Annotated in this window: 11 protein-coding genes and 1 pseudogene; 1 reads left to right on the plus strand and 11 read right to left on the minus strand. The window is 55.7% G+C overall.

Annotated elements, in window-relative coordinates:
- Position 1 precedes the first annotated feature (1 nt).
- From H7848_RS03985 to H7848_RS04030, 10 genes and pseudogenes are all read right to left on the minus strand, one after another.
- On the minus strand, positions 2-1,222 hold the full coding sequence (locus tag H7848_RS03985) for a phenylacetate--CoA ligase family protein (protein ID WP_208348184.1): 1,221 nt from the start codon (positions 1,220-1,222) through the stop codon (positions 2-4).
- 58 nt (positions 1,223-1,280) lie between these two features.
- Complete coding sequence (locus H7848_RS03990; RefSeq protein WP_208348185.1) at positions 1,281-2,105, minus strand: ABC transporter ATP-binding protein; 825 nt, start codon at positions 2,103-2,105, stop codon at positions 1,281-1,283.
- 104 nt (positions 2,106-2,209) lie between these two features.
- Complete coding sequence (locus H7848_RS03995) at positions 2,210-3,493, minus strand: ABC transporter substrate-binding protein (protein ID WP_208348187.1); 1,284 nt, start codon at positions 3,491-3,493, stop codon at positions 2,210-2,212.
- Between the two features lie 60 nt (positions 3,494-3,553).
- Entirely contained in the window at positions 3,554-4,720 is a 1,167-nt protein-coding gene (locus H7848_RS04000; protein WP_208348189.1) for a branched-chain amino acid ABC transporter permease, read from the minus strand.
- 3 nt (positions 4,721-4,723) lie between these two features.
- Positions 4,724-5,827, minus strand: a pseudogene (locus H7848_RS04005) (branched-chain amino acid ABC transporter permease); the annotation flags it as partial.
- Between the two features lie 32 nt (positions 5,828-5,859).
- Positions 5,860-6,678, minus strand: a complete 819-nt coding sequence (locus H7848_RS04010) for an ABC transporter ATP-binding protein (protein WP_208348192.1) — start codon at positions 6,676-6,678, stop codon at positions 5,860-5,862.
- A gap of 49 nt (positions 6,679-6,727) precedes the next feature.
- The gene (locus H7848_RS04015) at positions 6,728-8,698 is read right to left on the minus strand and encodes an AMP-binding protein (RefSeq protein ID WP_208348195.1); all 1,971 of its coding nucleotides are present in this window, start codon (positions 8,696-8,698) and stop codon (positions 6,728-6,730) included.
- 199 nt (positions 8,699-8,897) lie between these two features.
- Positions 8,898-11,663: a formate dehydrogenase subunit alpha gene (gene fdhF / locus H7848_RS04020; protein ID WP_208348197.1), complete on the minus strand. Its 2,766-nt coding sequence runs from the start codon at positions 11,661-11,663 to the stop codon at positions 8,898-8,900.
- A 147-nt stretch (positions 11,664-11,810) separates the two neighbouring features.
- Positions 11,811-13,838, minus strand: coding sequence for a M3 family metallopeptidase (locus tag H7848_RS04025; protein WP_208348199.1), 2,028 nt, complete (start codon positions 13,836-13,838; stop codon positions 11,811-11,813).
- A gap of 75 nt (positions 13,839-13,913) precedes the next feature.
- Positions 13,914-14,627, minus strand: a complete 714-nt coding sequence (locus H7848_RS04030; protein ID WP_208348201.1) for a class I SAM-dependent methyltransferase — start codon at positions 14,625-14,627, stop codon at positions 13,914-13,916.
- A 149-nt stretch (positions 14,628-14,776) separates the two neighbouring features.
- On the opposite strand from H7848_RS04030, the gene H7848_RS04035 reads away from it, so the two are divergent.
- Positions 14,777-15,274 (plus strand): hypothetical protein, encoded by a 498-nt coding sequence (locus H7848_RS04035; RefSeq protein ID WP_208348203.1) that lies wholly within the window; start codon positions 14,777-14,779, stop codon positions 15,272-15,274.
- A gap of 6 nt (positions 15,275-15,280) precedes the next feature.
- Here the strand turns inward: H7848_RS04035 and H7848_RS04040 are convergent, their stop codons facing one another.
- Positions 15,281-16,567, minus strand: coding sequence for an AsmA family protein (locus H7848_RS04040; RefSeq protein WP_208348205.1), 1,287 nt, complete (start codon positions 16,565-16,567; stop codon positions 15,281-15,283).
- Positions 16,568-16,625: the final 58 nt, after the last annotated feature.

Below are 16,625 nucleotides of genomic sequence, written 5' to 3' on the forward strand. Positions count from 1 at the left end.
CCTAGTCGTCGTAACTTCGCTGATCTTCGATGACGATGCCGTCCTTGGGCAATGTGCCCGTTGGCACAACCTTCACACGCCCGCGAAGTTTCAAGACATCCTGGACCGAGGCCGCATAGACCGCCGCATCACCCGTGGGGCTTTCGATATGAACGGTCATCACATCTGTTTCACCGTCCCGCGTGGTAATGACGCGGGCGCGCGTGACCTCATCATGCTTTGCGACAAGGGCCGCGACCTGTTCCGGTCGCACGAACATACCCTTGATCTTGGTCGTCTGATCGGCCCGGCCCATCCAGCCCTTGATCCGCATATTCGTCCGGCCACAAGGGCTTTGCCTGGGCATCACCGCACTCATATCGCCGGTCGCAAAGCGGATCAGCGGATAGTCAGGGTTCAGCGAGGTAACTACAACTTCGCCCACCTCGCCTTCAGCCACTGGATCACCCGTGCCGGGTGTAACGATTTCCACGATCACACCTTCGTCGACGATCATCCCCTCCATCGCCGGGCTTTCATAGGCGATATGACCCAGATCGGCGGTGGCGTAGCACTGCAGGCAAGTGATCCCACGGTCGGCATAGAACTGACGCAGCGAGGGGAAAAGCGCCCCACCGCTGACGGCCGCTTTGGTGATGTTCAGCGACAACCCCAGTTCATCGGCCTTTTCCAGAATGACTTTTAGGTAATCAGGCGTCCCGGCATAAGCCGTCACCCCAATTGCCTGCGCCGCTTGCGCCTGCAATTCGGTTTGGCCCGTTCCGGCGGGCAAAACTGTGGCCCCCACCGCACGCGCGCCGTTTTCGAACATCATGCCCGCGGGCGTCAGATGATAACCGAAACAGTTTTGAATGATATCACTTTCGCCGATCCCCGCCGCATGCAGAAAACGCCCGAAACGCCACCAGTCATGGCTAACCTGGCCAGGTTCATAAAGCGGCCCTGGCGACTGGAATACATGGGCAAACCCCGTGACGGGATGCGTGGCAAACCCGCCCAGGGGTGCGGTTTTCTTCTGTTTCTCGCCCAATTCGGATTTGCGCAAAACCGGCAGTGCGGCCAGATCCTGTTTGCTTGTGATCTGGTCCACGTCAACACCAGCAAGACCGGAAAATCCAGCCAACCCTTTGGCCCGCGCAATTTGCTCTGGCAAAGCTTCTGCCAGCGCAGCCGCCCTTGCATCGTCGCTACGGGTTTCAAGTTCGTCGAAAAATGACGCCATTCCGGTCGCTCCTCTTGGTCAGATCAGGGCGCAAACCGGCCCGTTATTCAATAACAGCTTAGCTCAGCCAGCGTTTCCTGCGCCGATAGCTGCGGACATCACGATAGGATTTGCGGCCCTCTTCGCTCATACCCAGATAGAATTCCTTCACGTCGGGATTTTCGCTTAGCTCTTTCGCGGGGCCGTCCATAACAACCCGCCCACTTTCCAGAATATAGCCGTAATGGGCATAACGCAGGGCGACGTTAGTGTTCTGTTCTGCCAACAGAAAACTGACGCCCTCTTTTTCGTTCAGGTTCTTCACAATCGTAAAGATCTCTTCCACCAGTTGCGGGGCCAGACCCATCGAGGGTTCATCCAGCAAAATCGTCTCGGGCCGGCTCATCAAAGCACGCCCGATGGCGCACATCTGCTGTTCTCCACCCGAGGTATAGCCCGCCTGCGATTTTCGCCGCTCTTTCAGCCGCGGAAAATAGCTATAGACCATCTCAAGATCGGCACTGACCGCAGCTGACCCGTCTTTACGCGTATAGGCGCCGGTCATCAGGTTTTCCTCAACCGTCAGATGTTCAAAGCAATGGCGCCCCTCCATCACTTGAATAACGCCGCGCTGCACAAGGTCCGAAGGCGACAAATCCTGGATACGCTGTCCGCGATATTCAATCGTGCCTTTGGTCACCTCGCCCCGCTCAGAATGCAGCAGGTTCGAGATTGCCTTCAGCGTCGTTGTCTTGCCAGCACCGTTTCCGCCCAAAAGCGCAGTAATCCCGCCCTTGGGCACAGTCAGGCTAACGCCTTTCAACACAAGGATCACGTGATTATAGATCACCTCGATATTGTTGACCTCAAGCAGTGTCTCTTGCGTATGCCCGGCATCCAACATCTTCACACTCCATTAAGGTTAACGCGCGGCCTGCGACTTTATTGTTCCGTAAATACTCAAATCCCCCGGCCAGCCATCTGCGACCAGCCGGGGGAATAACGCGCTTAGTTACAGCGCATCTCAATGTTGTTCTCGGCTGCAAAGGCCTCGGAATCTTCCATGACCAGCGGCATGATCACCTCTTTGTCGGATGTAATCCAATCTGTCAGAATTTCCCACTCACCAGCCGAGGCATTCCACTGTTGCACCTTACCCTGACCAGAACCGCCATGGTTTTCACAGGACACACTGAATTCAGGTCCGAAATTTGGCATGCCCAATTCAGTCATGCGTTCTTCGGTCATCACCAATGCTTCCATCCCGTCACGCATCTGGGCCGGCGTAATGTCCCCAACACCGTGAATTTCCTGCGCTGTCCGGGCAGCTTCGGCCGCCAGCATGGCTGCGTATAGTCCACGGTTGTACAGCACTGTACCAATCTGATCGCCCGCACCCGCGGCCTTGCCGGTATCGACGACATACTGCTGGATGTCTTCGAAAATCGGGAAGTCATCGCCCACATTGTGCATGTTCAGCGCCTTATAGCCGTCTGCGTCGGCCCCGGCTGGCAGTACATCGTTTTCTGAACCCGACCACCAGACGCCGATGAAATTCTCCATCGGGAAGCCGATATTGGCCGCCTCTTGAATGGCAACCGGGTTCATAACGCCCCAACCCCACATCAGCACGTAATCCGGACGTTCACGACGGATACGCAGCCACTGCGATTTCTGTTCTTGCCCCGGATGATCCACGGCGATTTCCAGCAGTTCATAGCCGTGCTTGTTGCTCAGCTCGTTCAGGGTCCGGATCGGCTCCTTGCCATAGGCCGAGTTATGATAGACCAGCGCAATTTTCTTACCGCTCAGATCACCACCGTTCTGATCCAGCAGATAGTTGATCGCAATGGATGCCCCATCCCAATAGTTCGCGGGATAGTTAAAGACGTTGCTGAAGACCTTACCATTCGCGGCCGAGGTCCGGCCATAGCCCATCGTGTGCAGCGGAATGCCATCGGCAGCGGTTTTGGGGATCAGCTGATAGGTGATGCCAGTCGACAGCGGCTGATAAACCAGGGCACCTTCGCCCTTGGTACGCTCGTAACACTCGGTGCCTTTTTCAGTGTTATAGGCGGTTTCACATTCGATCACGCGGGTCATCACACCGCCGATGCCGCCATCGCGTTCATTCAGCAATGTAAAGTAATCCGCGTAGCCATCAGCAAACGGAATACCGCCCGCCGCATAGGGCCCTGTCCGATAGGACAGCGACGGAAAGACCAAATCCGCCATAACAGGCCCCGCCGCCATAACCGCTGCGACAGCCAGTGTTGCTAGTCTTTTTTTCATCTCAGGTTCCTCCCTTAGATTTCTGATGATGCCGGGTTTGTCCCCGGTCTTATGCCGACCCTAATAGGGGAACGGCCAAAGTCGTAGTTTTTCTTTTGCCAGTTGCCACAGCCGCGCCAGGCCATGCGGCTCGACGATCAAAAACATAATGATCAAGGCGCCGACGATGACAAACTGGAAATGCTCAACAATCTCGGATGGCCAGCCGAACATCTCGGTTCCGATAACGCGCAGTGCAACGGGCAAGATCACGATAAAGGCCGCGCCCGCAAATGACCCAAAGATCGACCCAAGCCCGCCAATGATGATCATGAACAGAATTTCGAAAGATGTCTGGATGCCAAAAACATCCCCCGCTTCGGCCGTACCCGACACCACCGCAAAAAACAGCGCGCCTGCAATCCCAATGAAAAAGGATGACACAGCAAAGGCCGTCAATTTGGCTTTCAGGGGATTCACCCCAATGATTTCAGCTGCAATATCCATGTCGCGAATGGCCATCCAGCGGCGACCAATGCTGCCCCGCGTCAGATTGCGGGCCATCCAGGCACAGCCAAAAGCAAAGACCAGACAGACCATGTAAAGCGCCCAGGGTTGCGTTTCAGCCCCTGTCACCTGGACACCTGCCACAAACGTATCGGGTGCGGTGATCTGACCTGTGGCAGAAAAATTGTAGAACCATGATGCGCTGTTAAACAACCAAATCAGGAAGAACTGCGCGGCCAGCGTCGCCACGGCCAGATAAAACCCCTTGATCCGCAGCGATGGCAGGCCGAAAAACACGCCGACCAAGGCCGTGATAAAACCCGATAGCAGAATGCTGAGTAGAATGTTTATCTCGGGCAGTTGGAACCAAATCTGATATTCCGCCCGTCCGCTGCACCAGAAAAACAGAATACGCGACCCATCACAAACCGCAGGATACCAGATATCCACACCGGTCATCAGCTTATAGCAACTATAAGCCCCCACCGCCATAAACGCCCCGGTGCCCAAACTGACCTGACCGCAATACCCGGTCAGGATGTTCAGCCCGATGGCCGCGATCGAGAACACTAGGAACGGCCCCAAAATCTGGCTGGCCCAATAGTCATCGACCATAAACGGCAGCAGTGCAAAGGCGACAAACAGAACAAAGTAATACCGATACCGGTCAAAGCTGATCGGAAAAGTCTGGCTGTCATCAACGTAAGAGGTCTTAAAATCCCCGGCTTCACGATAGAACATGGATCACACCCTCTCAATAATCTTTTCGCCGAACAGACCTTGCGGGCGGAAGATCAGGAAGATCAGGGCCAGCACATAGGCAAACCAGTTTTCCGTTGCACCGCCGATGATCGGGTTCATCAGGAAATCGAACAGCTTTTCGCCCACGCCAATGATCAACCCGCCGACAATGGCACCGGGGATTGAGGTAAAACCGCCCAGCATCAGAACCGGCAAGGCCTTCAGCGCGATCAGGCTGAGTGAAAACTGAACGCCCGAACTGGCCCCCCAAACCACGCCCGCAACCAAAGCGACAAAACCCGCAATGGACCACACCAGAATCCAGATGAAGTTCAGCGAAATGCCCACCGAAAGCGCTGCCTGATGGTCATCCGCCACAGCGCGCAGGGCGCGGCCCTGTTTTGAGTATTGGCTGAATAGCGTCAGTGCCGTCACCAGAACTGCAGCAATAACGGCCGCGACAATATCCAATCGCGACAGAAAGAAGCCATAACCGAACCAACCTTCGGTGACACTCTCGACCCCTTCAGCGATACCTCGGGGTAAGCCAACATTAAGCGTCTTGACCTCGGCGCCCCACATCAATTCCCCGACACCTTCCAGCAGATAGGCCAGACCGATCGTCGCCATAAACAGAATGATCGGTTCCTGATTGACCAGATGGCGGAAGATGAAACGCTGAACGGCCCAAGCCAGAGCTATCATCACAAAAACTGTGAAAATCAGCGCAAGGACGATGTCGAAGTTATTAATAGGCCATATAAAGAAGTTTCCGATCCCACCCAATAACCATGATATCCAGCCAGCCCCTTCGGTATTGAAGTAGGCAATTGTCACATCAGGGTCGAGCATTTCCGGAATGGGGGTTCCAAGGTGATGAATCTTGGTGCCGAAAATCGCATTGATCAGATGGGCAAATGGCACCTGCCCCTCCATGATCCCGACCAGAGTCAGTGCCGCAAACAGCGCCATGACCCCCTGCGCATAGTTGAAGATGCCCGAGGCCTTGTAGATCAGCACAAACCCCAAAGCGACCAGCGCATATAGAACGCCCGCCATCAGGCCATTCAGCGCGACTTCCATACCAAAAAGCAACTGATCAGGCATGATGTTCTCCTTTCCGGTTGGGCAAATGGCGGTCAGTCATGAGACACCCCCAGATAGGCATCAATTACATCCTGGTTGCTGCGCACTTCGTCCGGGGTGCCGTCGCCGATCTTTTTGCCGTAATCCATCACGACAACCCGATCTGACAGATCCATGACAACACCCATATCGTGTTCGATCAGCGCAATCGTCGTGCCGAATTCATCGTTTACATCCAGGATAAAGCGGCTCATGTCCTCTTTTTCTTCAACGTTCATGCCCGCCATCGGTTCATCCAGCAGCAGCAGCATGGGCTCAGCCGCCAGCGCCCGCGCCAGTTCGACGCGCTTTTTCAGGCCATAAGGCAAACGGCCGACGGGCGTCTTACGAATGTGCTGGATTTCCAGAAAATCGATAATCTTTTCAACACGCTCACGGTTGGCGGTTTCTTCTTTTTCCGCACCACCCCACCACATCACCTGTTGTAGCAGATTGCTTTTCATATGTGTCAAACGGCCAGTCATGACATTGTCCAGAACGCTCATGCCCTCAAACAAAGCGATGTTCTGAAACGTCCGCGCCACCCCCTGCTGCGCAACCTGATAGGGCTTCATGGGCTTGCGTTTTTCGCCCTTGAACCAAACCTCGCCCTCTTGCGGGTGGTAAAACCCGCTGATCACATTCAGCATCGACGACTTGCCCGCGCCATTCGGCCCGATAATCGCACGAATCTCACCTTCGCGAATGTCAAAGCTGATATCCTTGATGGCCACGACACCGCCGAAGCGCAGCGTGATATTCTTCATCTCCATCAACACGCCGCCGATCTGACGACCATCTTCCGTCACATAAGGCTCATAAGTGTCCTTCATGTGCGGGACCCCGTCTTTATTGTTCCCAAAATACTCAAATCCCGCACCATCATTCCGCCGCCATTTGTGAGGGGGCCGAGATCGTTTTTACATCCCGCAATTCCAGCGTCGCCTTGATCGACCCCTTACGCCCGTCTTCATAGGTCACCTCGGTCACGGTCGAGACAGTCTGTGATCCGTCATAAAGCGCCGTGATCAGGTCATCGAATTTCTCTTCGATAATACGGCGGCGGACCTTGCGGGTCCGGGTCAGTTCGCCGTCATCCGCATCCAATTCCTTATGCAGCACAAGAAATCGATGGATCTGACAACCGGACAGCATCTCATCCTCGGCAACACTTTCGTTGACTGCTTCGACGTGGCCCTGGATGATCTCAAGCACACGTGGATGACCGGCCAGTTCCTGATAGCTGGCATAGGCGATGTTGTTGCGTTCGGCCCAGTTCCCGACGGCGGTCAGATCAATGTTGATGAACGCTGTGCAATAATCCCGGTTGTTTCCGAACACCACGGCCTCAAGGATATTAGGAAAAAACTTCAGCTTGTTTTCCACGTATTTCGGCGCGAACAGGCGACCGTCGGCCATTTTGCCCACGTCCTTGGCGCGGTCGATGATGCGCAGATGACCGGTCGCCTCTTCAATAAATCCAGCATCGCCCGTGGCAACCCATCCGTCAGCATCTTTGGTCGAGGCGGTGCTTTCAGGGTTCTTGAAATACTCAACAAATACGCCGGGTGAGCGATAGAAAACCTCACCATTTTCAGCGATGCGCAGTTCGACACCGGGGGTCTGGGTGCCCACGGTATCAGGGCGCACCTCGTTGTCCTTTTGCTGCGTGATGAACACCGATGCCTCTGTCTGCCCGTAAAGCTGTTTCAAATTGATGCCCAGGGACCGATAGAAATCGAAAATCTCGGGCCCAATCGCCTCACCGGCTGTATAGCCCACACGCACACGGCTGAAACCCAGCGTGTTTTTCAGGGGCCCGTAGACCAGAAGATCACCCAGCCAGTATTTGAAACGATCCATCCCGCTGACAGACTTACCGTCCAGAACCGCTGGCCCGACGCGTTTGGCCACCGCCATGAACCTGTCAAACAACCACTTCTTCAGACGCCCTGCGTCCTCCATCCGGATCATCACATTTGTCAGCTGTGTCTCAAACACGCGCGGCGGGGCGAAATAATAGGTCGGACCGATCTCTCGCAGATCGGTCATCATCGTGTCCTGGCTTTCAGGGCAGTTCACGCAGAAACCATTCCAATAGGCCTGCCCAATGGAAAAGATAAAATCCCCAACCCAGGCCATCGGCAGATAGGCCAGAATCTCATCATCAACGCGCAGATGGTCAAATTCAGACGAATTCTTGGATGTCTCGATAATGTTGCGGTTCGACAGCACGACGCCTTTGGGGCGCCCGGTCGTCCCCGAGGTATAAAGCATCACGCAGATATCATCATAGGTCAGAGCGCGCCAACGGGCCTCAAGCTCGGCCTCAAATCGTTCGTGCGCGGCGCGTCCGGTCGCCTGAACGTCATCCAACGCATTCATCTGCGTGTGATCGTATTTCCGCATGCCGCGGCGGTCATGGTAGACGATATGCTCAATCCCGTGAACGGTCTCCTGCACCTCGATCACCTTGTCGACCTGTTCCTGATCGCCAACCACCACAAAGCGTGCACCGCAGTGTTCCAGAACATAGGCCATCTCTTCGGCGACCGCGTCCTGATAAAGGGGCACTGGCACCGCACCAACCATCTGTGCCGCGACCATCGACCAGTACATCGCCGGACGATTGCGCCCGATCACCGCGATAAAATCACCCTTGTTGACGCCAATCTCAAGAAACCCAAGGGCAATCGCACGAATTTCGTCGGCAGACTGCGACCAGGTCCAGCTTTGCCAGATGCCGAATTCTTTTTCCCGATAAGCCGCCTTGTCCGGAAGCTGCGCCATATTACGCGCCAACAGATGCGGTATAGAGACCAGCGCAGAATGCTCCGCCGATGCCGTCGACATGTCCAAGTTTTCCTCCCTTTCCGGTTTTCACCGGTTCCAGCCCAGTCGCCCAAGCCTTGCTGAATATTGTGGGATAGAAAGACGCAACGTCAATGTTTTTCTGAACAACCGTTCAAATAACTGAAAATTTCAATAGTTTGCGGTGTTTTTGAAACTTTCAGAATGCAGAGCCATACGAATCAATAAAAGCGACCGTCGTTTATTCGGCCGCCAAAGACTGACTGGCCGGCTCAACACGAACGGCCGCAAATTTGAACTCGGGTATCTTGCCATAAGGATCAATTGCCGGATTTGTCAGAATATTTGCAGCCGCTTCGACAAAGGCAAAGGGCACAAAAACCATGTCTTCGGCAACAGCCCGATCTGCGCGGGCCATGATTTCGATAGACCCGCGCCGTGTTGTCAGCCGCACCAGATCACCTGCCGCAACACCCATCTTGCGCAGTGTCTTGGGGTGCAAAGAACAGTTTGCTTCGGGCTCAACGGCGTCCAGAACCTTGGACCGCCGCGTCATGCTGCCGGTGTGCCAATGTTCCAACTGCCGCCCGGTGGTCAGGATCATAGGATAATCGGCATCCGGTGTCTCGTCCGGAGGGATCACATCGGCAGGGGTGAACTTAGCACGGCCCTCAACGCGCGGGAAACCATCGCCGAAGACGATCGGCTGACCGGGGTCTTCGGGCGACAGGCTGGGATATGTGACGGCATTTTGCGCCTCAAGCCGGTCCCAGGTGATATTATCAAGCGAGGTCATATTCCGCTTCATCTCGGCAAAGACCTCGGACGGGTGCTGATAGGTCCAACCCAGCCCAAGTCGATTGGCCAGCTCTGTCGTGATCCACCAGTCCTCTTTCGCCTCGCCGGGCGGTGGCACGGCAGGCCGACCCATCTGGACCTGACGGTTGGTGTTCGTCACCGTGCCTGCCTTTTCAGCAAAAGCACTGGCAGGCAGGATCACATCGGCATAATTCGCGGTTTCGGTCAGGAAGATATCCTGCACCACAAGGTGATCCAGTTTGGCCAAGGCCGCACGGGCATGGTCCACATCAGGGTCCGACATCGCCGGGTTTTCGCCCAGAATATACATCGCGTTGATGTTGCCCGCGTGGACGTCATCCAGAATCTCGGTCACGGTCAGGCCCTTTTCGGCACTGAAGTCACCGCCGCCCCAGACCTCGGTAAAGGCGGACCGCACACCGTCGTCTGTCACCGTCTGATAATCCGGCAGGAACATCGGGATCAGTCCTGCGTCTGACGCACCCTGCACATTGTTCTGCCCGCGCAGCGGATGCAGCCCTGTGCCTGGCCGCCCCACATGACCGCACATCAACGCCAGACTGATCAGGCAGCGCGAATTATCCGTGCCGTGGATATGCTGTGACACGCCCATACCCCAGAAAATCATGCCCGCTTTAGCGGTTGCAAAATCGCGGGCGACGGCGCGCAGAGTCTCTGGCTCAATACCGCAAATCTCAGACATCTTTTCGGGCGTAAAGCCTTTCAGATGCGCCTTCTCGGCTTCCCAATTTTCGGTGTAGGCCTCGATATATTGCTGATCATAAAGGCCCTCTTCCACGATCACATGCATAATCGCATTCAGCATCGACACATCCGCACCGGGGCGGAACTGCAGCATATGTGTCGAATGCCGCTTCAGCGCCTGCCCGCGCGGGTCCATCACGATCAGCTTGCCGCCCCGCTTGGCGAACTGCTTGAAATAAGTCGCCGCGACGGGGTGGTTTTCGACCGGATTGGCGCCAATGACGATGGCGACATCGGCATTCTCGATCTCGTTAAACGTCGCCGTCACGGCCCCCGATCCGACATTTTCCAGCAACGCCGCGACCGAAGACGCGTGGCAAAGCCGTGTGCAGTGATCAACGTTGTTATGACCAAACCCCTGACGGATCAGCTTTTGGAACAGGTAAGCCTCTTCATTCGTGCATTTGGCCGATCCGAAACCAGCCACCTCGCGCCCGCGCCCTTTCAGCCCGGTCGCGGCAACCTCCAACGCTTCCTCCCACGAAGCCTCGCGGAAATGCGTCGACCAGTTGCCGGGATCGACGTTCAGACCCTTGGCCGGGGCATCCGCACGGCGGATCAGGGGTTTGGTCAGGCGGTGGTCATGGTGGATATAATCAAAACCAAAGCGCCCCTTGACGCACAGCCGCCCTTCATTCGCGGGGCCGTTGATCCCCTCAACAAACTTCACACGGCCATCCTTGACCTTCAGCGAGACCTGACAGCCCACACCGCAGAACGGGCAAACGCTTTCAACCTCGCTGTCGTAATCGCCGCTATCGCCCACCTGATCCGCGTCAACAACTGTCGCGGGCATCAGCGCCCCGGTCGGGCAGGCCTGCACGCATTCACCGCAGGCCACACAGGTGCTGTCGCCCATCGGGTCGTCGAAGTCAAAAACCGGATAGCTGTCATGGCCGCGCCCCGCCATGCCGATCACGTCATTGACCTGCACCTCGCGGCAGGCACGCACGCACAGGCCGCACTGAATGCAGGCATCCAGATTGACCGACATCGCCACATGGCTGTCATCCAACAGTGGCACCCGGGCATCTTCCAGTGCAGGTAACCGGCCACCCTGAACCTGCTGCACCGCGGCCATATCCCAAAGGTGCGAGGATTTGTCGTGGGCCACATCGCGTTCAGGCTGATCGGCCAGCAGCATCTCCATCACCATCTTCCGCGCCGTGTCGGCCCGCGCAGAATCGGTGGTGACGCTCATGCCATCAGAAGGTGTGCGAATACAGGACGCCGCCAGAGTGCGCTCGCCCTCAATCTCGACCATACAGGCGCGGCAGTTGCCGTCGGCACGATAGCCCGGCTCATCCCGATGACACAGATGGGGGATCAGCGTGCCCTGACGTTTAGCAACCTGCCAGATCGTCTCGCCCGCCTGCGCCTCAACCTCTGCGCCATCCAGTGTGAATCGAACCGTTCCGGCCATCGTGATCCTCCGTTCCTGGGCCAGACTAAACCATCACAGCTGGAATGTCAGACGCCCATCCGCGACGTCACAGGACACATTCCCGTCAATCAGACCAGACATGCCTTCTTCTTGGCAAAAATACTCTCGCCGAAGGCGAAACCGGACCTATGCCGCCACGTCCAGACCACGACCCTTCAGCAAGGCCTCGACACCCGGCAAACGCCCCCTGAAAGCGACATAAAGCTCGGCCGGATCGACCGAGTTACCCTTCGACAGAATATGTTCTTCCAGCTTATCGGCCGTCTCTTCGTCAAAGGCACTACCGGCCTCTTCAAACGCGGCAAAGGCATCTGCGTCCATGACCTCGGACCACATATAGCTGTAATAACTGGCCGCGTAATACCCGCTGGAAAAGACATGGGCGAAATGCGGTGTCGCATGGCGCATGCGAATGGCGTGGGGCATGCCGATCTGTTCCAAAACCTCGGCCTGTTTATCCATCGTATCGTCCGGAGCAGTACCATCGTGAAACGCCAGATCAACAATGGCCGAGGCCACGTATTCCACCGTCTGAAAACCCATATCGTAGTTTTTCGCCGCAATCAGGCGGTTCAGCATGTCCACCGGCATCGGGTCACCGGTTTGGGCATGGGTTGCGAATTCGGCCAATACCTCGGGCACTTCCAGCCAGTGTTCATAAAGCTGGCTGGGCAGTTCCACAAAATCGCGCGGAACGGATGTGCCTGATATCATCTCATAGGTCACATCGCTTAGCATCTGATGCAGCGCATGACCAAATTCATGGAACAACGTGCGCGCGTCGTCATAGGACAGCAGTGCCGGCTTCCCTTCGGGCGGTTTGGCAAAGTTGCAGACGTTCATCACAACCGGGCGCACTTCTTTATCCATCCGGTTCTGCGCCCGCAGGGCCGAACACCACGCGCCCGACCGTTTGCCACTGCGCGCGAAATAGTCGCCGATGAAAATCGCGATATGCTTGCCGTCGCGCGTGACTTCCCATGCGCGGCAATCCGGGTGGTAAAGTGGCACCTCAACCGGCTCAAACTGCAGATCGAACAGCCGAGTTGAACAGGTGAACGCTGCTTCAATCATCTGATCAAGCTGCAGATAGGGTTTCAGCTCAGCCTCATCCAGATCATGATCCTGTTTGCGGCGCTTTTCCGAATAGTAATGCCAATCCCAGGGTTCCAGATCACCATTGACGCCATCGCTTTGCATCATCTTTTCCAGCACCCAGGCATCGGCGTTCGCCGCCCCCTTGGCCGGTTCCCATACCGCCATCAGCAATTCGCGCACGCGATCTGCCGTCTTGGCCATTTCCGGTTCCAGCTTATAGTCCGCATAGGTGTCATAGCCCAAAAGCTGCGCCATCTCGGCCCGCAGGGCCAACGTTTCGGCCGTAATCCCACGATTGTCCGTTTCACCGCCCATAGCACCGCGCGACGTCCAGGCCTGATAGGCCTTTTCGCGCAAATCACGCCGGGGCGAAAACTGTAAAAACGGCACGACCAGCGACCGTGAAAGGGTAATAATCGGCCCCTCAAGACCCTTTTCTGTGCCTGCCGCCCGCGCGGCCTCAATCAGGAATGAGGGCAGCCCGCGCATGTCTTCCTCGGTCAGCTCCATATACCAGTCGCGTTCATCCGCCAGCAGGTTCTGACTGAACTGCGTGCCAAGCGTGGCCAGCTTCTGACTGATCTCTTTCAACCGGTCCCGCGCGTCCCCTTCCAACGCGGCCCCCGCACGGACAAAATTCCGATGCTTCAGTTCAAGCACACGGTGCTGTTCATCGGTCAGGTCCAGATCGTCGCGCGCGTCCCACAATTTCTTGATCCGCGCGAAAAGATCGGCGTTCAGGGATACCTCGCTGCTGAATTTTGCCAATTCGGGCGAAAAGGCGCGCTGCAGCTCTTCGCGCATCGGGTTACTATCGGTGCCAGAGAGGGTATAGAACACCGACAAAACCTGATCCAGTTTCTTGCCGGATCGCTCAAGCGCCTCGACCGTATTGGCAAATGTCGGTGCTTCGGGGTCATGGGCGATCGCCTCGATCTCACGCCGCGCCTCGGCCAGTGCCTGATCGAAGGCAGGCTGGAAATGATCGTCGTCAATCTGATCAAAGGGCGGAACTTCAAAGGGTGTGGTCCAATCGGTCAGCAGCGGGTTTGTCATGGCGTTCTCCTTTAAGAAGAAACTAAGACGCCCCCACCTGAAGTTCCAGAGCGATTGTATTTAAATTCAGGGACATCAGCCGCCGGGCTTGCGCCACTCCATAATCTGAAAATACGGCGCGCGATTGTATCGGGCGCCACGTACCGGATCCTGCGACGGCGGTTCGTCGAAAAACGTCAATTGCATGCCCAGATCCAGCAGGTTCTGCATGTAAAACGCAGCTGGCCTGTGCCAGTTTCTGATCCTGATCCCGCGCCATTCCGCCCAGTGACTGTGTTCTTCCAGATAGCGATCCATTGTCATCGTAACCGACCCGTCCTCGGCCCGTTTCCATCCGCCGTCCTTGATCTGGCTTGCTGTGCAATAACCAGTCAGATTTGCAATCAGCAACCGCCCACCCGGCGCCAGAACGCGCACCATCTCGGACAGCCCAGTTCTCGCATCCGCGATATCAATCAACGTCAGATAGCTGACCACCAGGGGGAAGCTGCCATCGTCAAACGGCAGCGCCTCGGCCCCGGCCAGCTTGTAGTCGCCACCCGGATCAGCCGCCTTGGCCGCCTGCAACAATTCCGCAGTGGGGTCTATGCCAACGGTCGCAACACCCTGCGCCGCCATCATCCGGCAAAAGCGCCCCTCACCACAGCCCACATCCAGCATCTTCTGCGCCCCGCTGGCCAGAACCCGCGCGGACATTGGCGCATCCAGGATCGCCTTGCGACTGTGATCACCACCATCCGCCATATCGGTAACCCATGCCGCAGCAGAGGCATCCCATCCATCTTGCATTCCGCCACCTTAATTGCGTCAGCCCGCGACCGGATATATCAGATTACAGGATTTGGTAATGCAGAATTTCCAGAACATCACCGACATAATTTAGGTCTGCAAAAGACTTGTCCCTATTTCGGCCATAAAGTCGTTTAAGAACAATTTTCATGAAAATTACTCGCGACACTCCCGAACAACTTATTTTGGACTACACACCCTGGATTTTCGCCATTGGTATATCCGCTGTGACCTTGGCAGTAACAGGTGTCGGGATCAGTAATATTCTTCAAGGGGACCTTAAAGGTTTTTTTCCTTTGATCATCGGGGGTCTGACGGGCGGTCTGTTGTTTGTGTTTTTCGTCGAACGAACACAAGCCATTTTTGATAAAACTACGGGCCACGTCACGCTGCGGCGACGCACAGTTTTTCGCTATGATCAGGTCCAATTTGATCTAGCTGATATAGATCAAGCCGTTTTGCAAAGACAAAAGCGTGTTGAGCAAAAACGCTTTCAATCAGATATGTACCTTTATCGCCCTGCGATTGAGATTGGCAAAGATCAGGATAAAGGCGTCTATCCTCTGCGCGAGGTTTACGGCGATGACAAAGGGCCACAAGACATCGTTGATCGGATCAATCAATGGCTGGCCAAAGCCAAAGCGTAAATTAGATCAGTTTTCACGCTGAAAGATGTCCCTGATCCTGTTGCCGATGCCGTTCAAACGGTCTTGGGTTTCTTCGGCGCGTTCCCCAAGGTTATCCGAAATCGCCTTTGTCACGCCTGCCACCAAAGCATCCCAGAACACAGTCATATCACCCGTGGCACCATTGCGCAGACCATCCTGATCAAAGCGCATCTGGAAACCCAGACTGGCATTGCCATCACGCTGCTCAACCACCCGATCCAACGCCGCAATCATCAGGCGTTGCGTACGGCCGGCCTCGGGCGGTGCCGCAATATCGGTGTCTTTCAGATCAAGCCGCCAATCCATGTCGATGTATTGGTCGCTCAGGTCCCATGCATCCTGCACATTGGCCGAGATTGTCCCGCCGTTCAGCCAGGTAAAGGGCGCACGATCCACAAAAACCGCCGCGGCAGTAACGGGGAAATCATCAAAGCGCCAGACTGTACGGCGACCGTTATCGGAAATGGTCTCGGTGCTGACGACAAGCGGTACACCGTCCACTGTTGCATTCATATTTGAGCGGAAGAACAGATCAAAAACGGCCATCCGGCTGCGAAACGGCTGGCTGGTGGCCTGGATAATCTGTAGCGAATGCGATGTCTGGTCTGCCGTTACCGCCAGAACTTCAATGTCCGAGAAGGCAAGGTTTTCAACGACAAAGCCACGTTTGCGACGCGGCTCGGCATCTTGTTCTGGCCGATTTTCATTCTGACTTTCGCTTTCAGGCGGCAGGATGATTGTTCCGACAGCGTCGTTGAGCACGAGTTTTTCAAGTACAACATCGCGCGACAACAAGGTCCACATGTTCACGTCAATCTCAAAATCGCTGGCTGAACCCAGCATCAGCCCCGCTTCGCGACCCGCCTGATCGCGTATCTCAAACCCGCTGATCGCCAATCGACCTGTAAAGATATCGCCCGAAGCCGCTGTAAATTCGATGTCATAGCTTGTCCGATCCTCGATCTGATCCAACGCAAAACTCAACGCCGGTTCGAAGAAAAGATAGTTCAGGGCCACAATGACAGCGCCAACAAAAATCAACGGCGCAGCGATCCAATGCAGATATTTTCTGCCTTTCCGTTTCGGGCGAACAGGGGACGTTTTCGGGTTCGTTTGCTTTTTTCGGTTGCGCTCAAACAAAGGCCGGAGCAGCATCGCGAAAAAGGTCAGGACCGCTTCAAAAATCGCGGCAATTATTCCGCCAACAAATGCAACAAAGGGGTAAATTGCGATAAAAAGCAGTTCACTAATAATGAGCAGCAATGCTTCCATCAAGGGCCCTTTCGGCAATCAACAGATAAACAACGCTGATTAGCATCCGATAATGGCG

The organism is Pseudaestuariivita rosea (assembly GCF_017592335.1).
GTDB classification, from domain to species: domain Bacteria; phylum Pseudomonadota; class Alphaproteobacteria; order Rhodobacterales; family Rhodobacteraceae; genus Parasulfitobacter; species Parasulfitobacter rosea.

Coding starts and splice junctions, on each gene's coding strand:
- H7848_RS03995 (WP_208348187.1), bottom strand. CDS start 3,493: ATGAAAAAAAGACTAGCAACACTGGCTGTCGCAGCGGTTATGGCGGCG.
- H7848_RS04035 (WP_208348203.1), top strand. CDS start 14,777: ATGAAAATTACTCGCGACACTCCCGAACAACTTATTTTGGACTACACA.
- H7848_RS04015 (WP_208348195.1), bottom strand. CDS start 8,698: ATGTCGACGGCATCGGCGGAGCATTCTGCGCTGGTCTCTATACCGCAT.
- H7848_RS04030 (WP_208348201.1), bottom strand. CDS start 14,627: ATGCAAGATGGATGGGATGCCTCTGCTGCGGCATGGGTTACCGATATG.
- H7848_RS04000 (WP_208348189.1), bottom strand. CDS start 4,720: ATGTTCTATCGTGAAGCCGGGGATTTTAAGACCTCTTACGTTGATGAC.
- H7848_RS04040 (WP_208348205.1), bottom strand. CDS start 16,567: ATGGAAGCATTGCTGCTCATTATTAGTGAACTGCTTTTTATCGCAATT.
- H7848_RS03990 (WP_208348185.1), bottom strand. CDS start 2,105: ATGTTGGATGCCGGGCATACGCAAGAGACACTGCTTGAGGTCAACAAT.
- H7848_RS03985 (WP_208348184.1), bottom strand. CDS start 1,222: ATGGCGTCATTTTTCGACGAACTTGAAACCCGTAGCGACGATGCAAGG.
- H7848_RS04025 (WP_208348199.1), bottom strand. CDS start 13,838: ATGACAAACCCGCTGCTGACCGATTGGACCACACCCTTTGAAGTTCCG.
- fdhF (WP_208348197.1), bottom strand. CDS start 11,663: ATGGCCGGAACGGTTCGATTCACACTGGATGGCGCAGAGGTTGAGGCG.
- H7848_RS04010 (WP_208348192.1), bottom strand. CDS start 6,678: ATGAAGGACACTTATGAGCCTTATGTGACGGAAGATGGTCGTCAGATC.